5 protein-coding genes are annotated in these 6,602 nt (G+C 74.1%); 3 read left to right on the top strand and 2 right to left on the bottom strand.

Annotated features, from left to right (window positions below; genetic code table 11):
* Positions 1 to 386 precede the first annotated feature (386 nt).
* On the bottom strand, positions 387 to 1,568 hold the full coding sequence (locus E9529_RS20655) for a zinc-dependent alcohol dehydrogenase (RefSeq protein ID WP_236833149.1): 1,182 nt from the start codon (positions 1,566 to 1,568) through the stop codon (positions 387 to 389).
* Positions 1,569 to 1,846: 278 nt separating this feature from the next.
* On the opposite strand from E9529_RS20655, the gene E9529_RS20660 reads away from it, so the two are divergent.
* Positions 1,847 to 3,175, top strand: a complete 1,329-nt coding sequence (locus tag E9529_RS20660) for a M23 family metallopeptidase (RefSeq protein WP_236833150.1) — start codon at positions 1,847 to 1,849, stop codon at positions 3,173 to 3,175.
* 117 nt (positions 3,176 to 3,292) lie between these two features.
* The gene (locus E9529_RS20665; RefSeq protein ID WP_236833151.1) at positions 3,293 to 4,288 is read left to right on the top strand and encodes a cytochrome c oxidase assembly protein; all 996 of its coding nucleotides are present in this window, start codon (positions 3,293 to 3,295) and stop codon (positions 4,286 to 4,288) included.
* A 116-nt stretch (positions 4,289 to 4,404) separates the two neighbouring features.
* On the opposite strand, the gene E9529_RS20670 is transcribed toward E9529_RS20665, so the two are convergent.
* Positions 4,405 to 6,003 (bottom strand): MFS transporter, encoded by a 1,599-nt coding sequence (locus E9529_RS20670; RefSeq protein WP_236833152.1) that lies wholly within the window; start codon positions 6,001 to 6,003, stop codon positions 4,405 to 4,407.
* Between the two features lie 76 nt (positions 6,004 to 6,079).
* Here E9529_RS20670 and E9529_RS20675 point away from each other — a divergent pair.
* Positions 6,080 to 6,602: metallophosphoesterase (locus E9529_RS20675; RefSeq protein WP_236833153.1), on the top strand; the 523-nt coding region annotated here is incomplete at its 3' end.

Consider the following 6,602-nt stretch of genomic DNA (forward strand, 5'->3'; position numbering starts at 1 on the left):
GGCCACGATCTGCCCCAGCAGATCCACCGCCTCCGCCGCGCTGCGCTGGGCGGGCAGCCACGCCGACAGCGGCTCGTCCCACCGCTGCGGATCGGGGTCCTCGACCTCCCAGGGCGAGGGCAGCGGGTCCACGAAGGACACCCCGACCCCCACCTGGAAACCCGCCGCCGACGACACAACCGCAGGCTAGGCCGGGGGTACGACACTTCCGGCCCACCGGAGAAGGGGTGCCGGCGAGGGCAGGTGCCGGGAGGAGCACGGCTCGGGTGGATGTCGGGGCGCCGGGGCGGGGATGACGGCACCGGCATGGTCTGCTGCCGGGGAAGTGCGCCGGGACGACGAGGCCCCGGGCACCGCGAGTGCGGTGACCGGGGCCTCGTCGTCGGTCAGGGCTGCAGGAGCACCTTGACCGCGCCCTCCTTCTTCTCGCGGAAGTTGGCGTAGGCCTCGGGCGCCTGCTCCAGCGGCACCCGGTGGGTGGCGAACTCGTCGACGCCGAGCGGGTCGCCGTCGACGAGGAGGGGGAGGATGTCGGGCACCCAGCGCCACACGTTGGCCTGTCCCATGCGCAGCTGGATCTGCTTGTCGAACATGCGCATGAGGGGAAGCGGGTCGGTGGCGCCCCCGTAGACACCGGACAGGGAGATGGTGCCGCCCCGCCGGACCGCCTCGATGGCGGTGTTGAGCGCGGCCAGCCGGTCGATGCCGGCGACCGTCATCACCTTCTCCATGATCGCGTCCGGCACGACCGCGCTGGCCTTCTGCGCGATGGTGGCCAGCGGTGAGCCGTGCGCCTCCATCCCGACGGCGTCGATCACCGCGTCGGGGCCGCGGCCGTCGGTGAGGTCGCGCACCCGGGCGACCACCTCCGCCTGGTCGGTCGAGTCGATCACGGTGATGCCGTTGCGCCGGGCGCGGGCCAGACGCTCGGGGACGACGTCGGAGGCGATGACCTGACCGGCACCGAGGTGCTTGGCGATGCGGGTGGCCATGTCGCCGATCGGGCCCAGCCCGAGGACCAGGACGCTCCCGCCCTGCGGGATGCCGGCGTACTGCACGGCCTGCCAGGCGGTGGGCAGCACGTCGGAGAGGTAGACGAAGCGGTCGTCGGACGGTGCGTCGGGCACCTTGATCGGCAGCGTGTTGCCGAAGGGCACCCGCAGGTACTCCGCCTGACCGCCCGGCACCTGCCCGTAGAGCTTGGTGTAGCCGAACAGCGAGGCGCCCATGCCCTGCTCGCGGTTCTGCGTGGTCTCGCACTGGGACTGCAGCCCCTCGGCGCACATCCAGCAGGTGCCGCAGGAGATGTTGAACGGCACGACGACGCGGTCGCCGGGCTTCACCGCGGTCACGTCCCGCCCCACCTCGCGGACGACGCCCATGGGTTCGTGCCCCATCACGTCACCGACCGTCATGAAGGGAGCCATGACCTCGATGAGGTGCAGGTCCGACCCGCAGATGCCGCTGGAGGTGATCTCGACGATAACGTCGGTCTGCTCCTGGATCGTGGGGTCCGGGACGGTCTCCACCCGGACGTCTCCTCGGCCGTGCCAGGTCACTGCGCGCATACGACTTCTCCCTCGATCGGGCATCGGAAAAGGGTCTTCTGCCCCTACGTGAGCCGGATCGCGCGACTCTCAACCATCTACGGCGCGTTCCTCACTCTGCGTGCAACTCTGCTCACGCTGATGTGACAGAACGGCTCTCACGCCGGTGACCCGGTTCACAGAACTGCAGGTCAGTACCCCGGTTCTCACATCACGAATCCATCACGACGTGTTTACATGGGCCCCGCTCCTCTCCCCGGGAGTCGCTGTTGCAATGTCCGCCGACGGAAGTCAGGTGCATGAGCTCGCTCCACCACGACCGCCTCCCCGAGGGGGGTGCGGCACCGACCGGCACGGTCGACGCCACGCCCGCTCCGGCCCCCGCCACCGGCGGGGCGCGCGAGGAGAAGGCCGGGTCCGCGGTCCCGCCGCAGCGCCAGGGGAAGGCGCGCGGCACGGGTACCTCTCGGACCACCGTTCCGACCACCCGCACGCGCGGCCGCGCCGCCACGGTCAAGGCCGCCGGCGCGAGGGTTGTCACCGCGGCCACCCGGCGGGCCGGTGGCCGCCACCGGGCGACGACGCCGGCGCAGCCCACGACGGCGCGGGCCGCGGTCCTGCAGGTGATCGCCGCCAAGGTCGCCGCGGCGGCCGCCGCGGAAGCGCCCGCCCGTCGCCGGCCGACGCCGTACAAGCGGTCCGCCGTCGACCTGGCCGCGCTCGCGCCGGTGACCGATGTCGCCGCGCTGGCCGAGGGCGCCGCCCCGACTCCGGAGGCCGTCGTCGTCGTCAAGGACGTCGTCGAGCCGGTCGTCGTCGTCCGCGACACCCCGGTCGCGCCCGAGGCAGAGCCGGCCGGGGTCGTCGCCGCCGTCGCGGCGGGCCGCCGCGGTCTGCTGGACCGCCTCCCGGCCGCCGGGCGCCGCCGGTCCTCGCTCTACCTGGCCGCGGCCCTCATCGGCGCGCTCAGCATCAGCGGGGCGTCGGTCAGCGGCGCGACCGAGGTGGGGACCGAGACCGCCGGTTCCTCGATCAGCGTCGCCGAGCAGCTCGGCATCGACGCCTCCGCCGCGGCGCCGCAGGTCGACGCGGACGACACCGAGCGGCTGCGCGAGGTGGTCGCCAGCCGCAACGCCCGGGACGCCGACCGCACCGCCGCCGCGGACGTCCAGGCCGAGGCCGACCGCGTCGCCCAGGAGGAGGCCGACCGTGCCGCCGCCGAGGCAGCGCGCCCCAAGGCGGTGCTCCCGGTCGAGGGCGGGCGGCTCACCAGCGGCTTCGGCCATCGCTGGGGCACCCTCCACGGTGGCATCGACCTGGCCGCGCCGATGCGCACGCCGGAGTACGCCGCGGCCGACGGCGTCGTCCTCGAGGCCGGCCCCGCCAGCGGCTACGGGCTGGTCGTGTACGTCCAGCACGACAACGGCGACGTCACCGTCTACGGCCACATGGACGAGATCCTGGTGACGCCCGGCCAGGTCGTGCGCGCCGGCGACACCATCGCGCTGCTGGGCAACCGCGGCCAGTCCACCGGCCCGCACCTGCACTTCGAGGTGCGCATCGGCGGCATCGACGGCGAGCGGGTCGACCCCCTGCCGTGGCTGCGGGAGCGCGGCGTCCAGATCTGACGCCGTCCCCACCACGACGCCGCCCCCCGCCGGACCACTCCGGCGGGGGGCGGCGTCGCACGTGGGGCAGATCGCGGCCACCGCCGGCCGGGACGGCGGTGCGCAGTGGGACAGTGGATGCGCACGACCGGTCGGCAGAAGGGGATCGCGGTGGACCACGGGCACCACTCGGGGATGTGGGTCCCGGACGAGCCGCCGACGTGGGGGCGGATGCTCCTCCCGCACCTGGACGCCTGGTCGGTGCTCGCCGTCCTCAGCATCGTCGGGCTGGTCGTCTACCTGGCCGCGGTCGTGCGCCTGCGGCGCACCGGGGTCTCGTGGCCGTGGTGGCGGACGCTGGCCTGGGCGGGCGGGACCGCGTCGCTCTTCGCCGTGACCGGTACCTGGCTCAACGGCTACAGCATGGTGCTGTTCAGCATCCACATGACCCAGCACATGGTGCTGTCGCTGATCACCCCGCTGCTCCTGCTGCTCGGCGCGCCCGTGACGCTGGCGCTGCGCACGCTGCCGCGCGGTCGCGGCCCGGCGGGCGCCCCGCGGGCCCTGCTGCTGGAGGCGCTGCACAGCCGCTTCGCCCGCGCCGTGGCCCACCCGCTGTTCACGATCCCGCTGTTCCTGGCGAGCCTCTACGGCGTCTACTTCACGCCGCTGTTCGACGCCCTCATGTCCAACCCGGCCGGGCACCAGTTCATGCTGGCCCACTTCGTCGTCACCGGGCTGCTGTTCTTCGGGCCGATCGTCGCCCAGGACCCGTGGCCGCGGACGCTCGGCCACCCCGGCCGCATGATGGAGCTGTTCCTGCCCGTCCCGTTCCACGCCTTCTTCGGCGTCGCGATCATGATGGCCGGCTCGCTCGTCGTCGACACCTTCGCCCAGCCGCCCGCCGGGTGGGGCGTCGACCCGCTGGCCGACCAGGCCGTGGCCGGGGGCATCGTGTGGGCCTTCGGCGAGCTGCCCACCGTGCTGGTGCTGTCGGTCGTGTTCTTCTCGTGGGCGCGGTCGGACGAGCGCCGGGCGCGGACCCTCGACCGGGCGGCCGACCGCGACGGCGACACGGAGCTCACCGCGTACAACGCCCGGCTGCGCGCCCTCGCGGAGCGGCAGCGGGCCTGATCCCCCCGGAACGCACCGGGCGCCCCTCCCGTCGTGGGGAAGGGCGCCCGGGGATGGCCCCGCTGCAGGGGCCCACGCCGAGCGTGCGAGGCGTGGGGGGGCAGCGGGGTTCTTTCTCAGCCGACGTGGACGACGGCGTCGCCCTCGGCCGGCAGGTCCTCCTTCGTCGCCTTGATGAGCACCGCGGCGACGACCGCGCCCAGCACGAGCAGCGCGGCCGCCCAGGTGAACGCCGTGGTGTAGCCCTCGACCTGCGCGGCGAGCCCGACGGACGGGTCCCGCGGGTCCGCCCCGGAGGTGAGCGCGTCGGCGGTGTAGGTGCTGATCGCCGCCACCGAGAGCGAGGCCAGGACGGCGGTGCCGATGGAGGCGCCGACCTGCTGGGTGGCGTTCAGCATGGCGCTGGCCGCACCCGCGTCGTGCTGCCCGGCGCCGACCAGCGCGAGGTTCGACAGCGGCACGAAGGTGAAGCCGAGGCCCAGGCCCAGGAGCAGCTGGCCCGGGAAGGGCAGCGCCCAGAACCCGGTGTCCAGCCCCACGAAGGACAGGGTGAACAGCCCCGCGGCGGCCAGGAACCCACCGAGCACCATGAGCGGCTTCGGCCCGACCCGCGGGAGCAGCGCGCTGGACGCGCCGGCCGAGACGAAGACGCCGAGGGTGACCGGCAGCGAGGCCAGGCCCGCGGTGACCGGCTCGTAACCCAGCACCTGCTGGAAGTAAAGGCTCAGGAAGAAGAACGCCCCGATGAGCCCGGCCCCCACCAGGGTGGAGGTGAGGTAGGCCCCGCCGCGGTTGCGGTCGAGCACGATGCGCATCGGCAGCAGCGGGTTGCGGGTGCGCAGCTCCAGCAGCACGAACAGCGCCACCAGCACCAGCCCGCCGACGATGAACACCCAGGCCAGGCCGTCGGTCCAGCCGCTCTCGGGCGCGACCAGCGCCGGCGCCCCCTGGGCGGCGGCCTGCGCGTTGGCGGCGGCGGCCTCGGCCGCGTTGGCCTGCGACGCCTCGGCGACGCGGGTGAACCCGTAGACGACGGCGCCGAGGCCGAGGGTGACCAGCACCGCGCCGGGGATGTCGTAGCTGGTGTCCCCGGGGGCCTTGCTCTCCGGGACGATCGGGACCGCCAGGACGATGGCGAGCAGGGCGACCGGCAGGTTCACCCAGAAGCACCAGCGCCAGTCGGCGTACTCGGTGAGCACGCCGCCCAGCAGCAGGCCGACTGCGGAGCCGCCGCCGGCGATGGCGCCGTAGACGCCGAACGCCTTGGCCCGCTCCTTCGGGTCGGTGAACAGCACTGTCAGCAGGGCCAGCGACGCCGGGGCGAGCAGCGCGCCGAAGACGCCCTGCAGCGCGCGGGCGCCGAACAGCATCGCCTCGTTCTGGGCGATGCCACCCAGCGCCGAGGCGACGGCGAAGCCGGCGGCGCCGACCAGGTAGGTGCGCTTGCGGCCCCAGAAGTCGGCGATGCGGCCGCCGAGCAGCAGGAAGCCGCCGAAGGTCAGCGTGTAGGCGGTCACGATCCACTGCTGGCTGGCGGCGCTGATGCCCAGGTCCGCGGTGACGGCGGGCAGCGCGATGTTGACGATCGTGGCGTCGAGGATGACCAGCAGGACGGTCATGGCGATGACGCCCAGGGCCAGCCAGCGCTTCTCGTAGGGCTCGTCGGCCGCGGCCGGCGCGCCGGCCGCGGCAGGGGGAAGGGAGGGTTCGGTCACGGGAGGTCCTCGGGTCGTGCGGAGCGGGCCGGATCGCCGGCCGGGAGAGAACGTAGTGGCCTGCAAGCATGTCGTCGTGCCTGTTTCGCTGGTGTTCACCGCAGATACGCACGTGCCGAAGCGCGCGCGTGAGCTACCTCATGCGCTGTGGGCCGCGATCGACGCCGCCGACGTGGTGGTGCACGCCGGTGACTGGGTCGACGTGGCCCTCCTCGACGCGCTCGAGCAGCGGGCGGCGCGGCTGGTGGCGGTGCACGGCAACAACGACCACGGGCCGCTGCGCGACCGCCTGCCGGAGGTGGCCCGCGCCGAGATCGGGGGCGTCCGGTTCGCCGTCGTCCACGAGACGGGGCAGGCGGCGGGCCGGGAGGCCCGGTGCGCGGCCCGGTTCCCCGACACCGACGTCCTGGTCTTCGGGCACAGCCACATCCCCTGGGACACCACGGCCCCCTCCGGCCTGCGGCTGGTGAACCCGGGGTCGCCGACGGACCGCCGCCGCCAGCCGCACCTGGTCCGGGCCGGCGCCGAGCGGTACCGCCGGACCCTGCTGCTGGACCACGCGGCGGTGACCACGCTCGTGGGGATGGGGCCGCACGCCC

This window comes from Blastococcus sp. KM273128, assembly GCF_021698975.1.
Classification (GTDB): domain Bacteria; phylum Actinomycetota; class Actinomycetes; order Mycobacteriales; family Geodermatophilaceae; genus Blastococcus.

Bases quoted from the DNA above. Each gene is read 5' to 3' on its own strand.
- E9529_RS20660 (WP_236833150.1), top strand. From the start codon at position 1,847: ATGAGCTCGCTCCACCACGACCGCCTCCCCGAGGGGGGTGCGGCACCG.
- E9529_RS20655 (WP_236833149.1), bottom strand. From the start codon at position 1,568: ATGCGCGCAGTGACCTGGCACGGCCGAGGAGACGTCCGGGTGGAGACC.
- E9529_RS20665 (WP_236833151.1), top strand. From the start codon at position 3,293: ATGCGCACGACCGGTCGGCAGAAGGGGATCGCGGTGGACCACGGGCAC.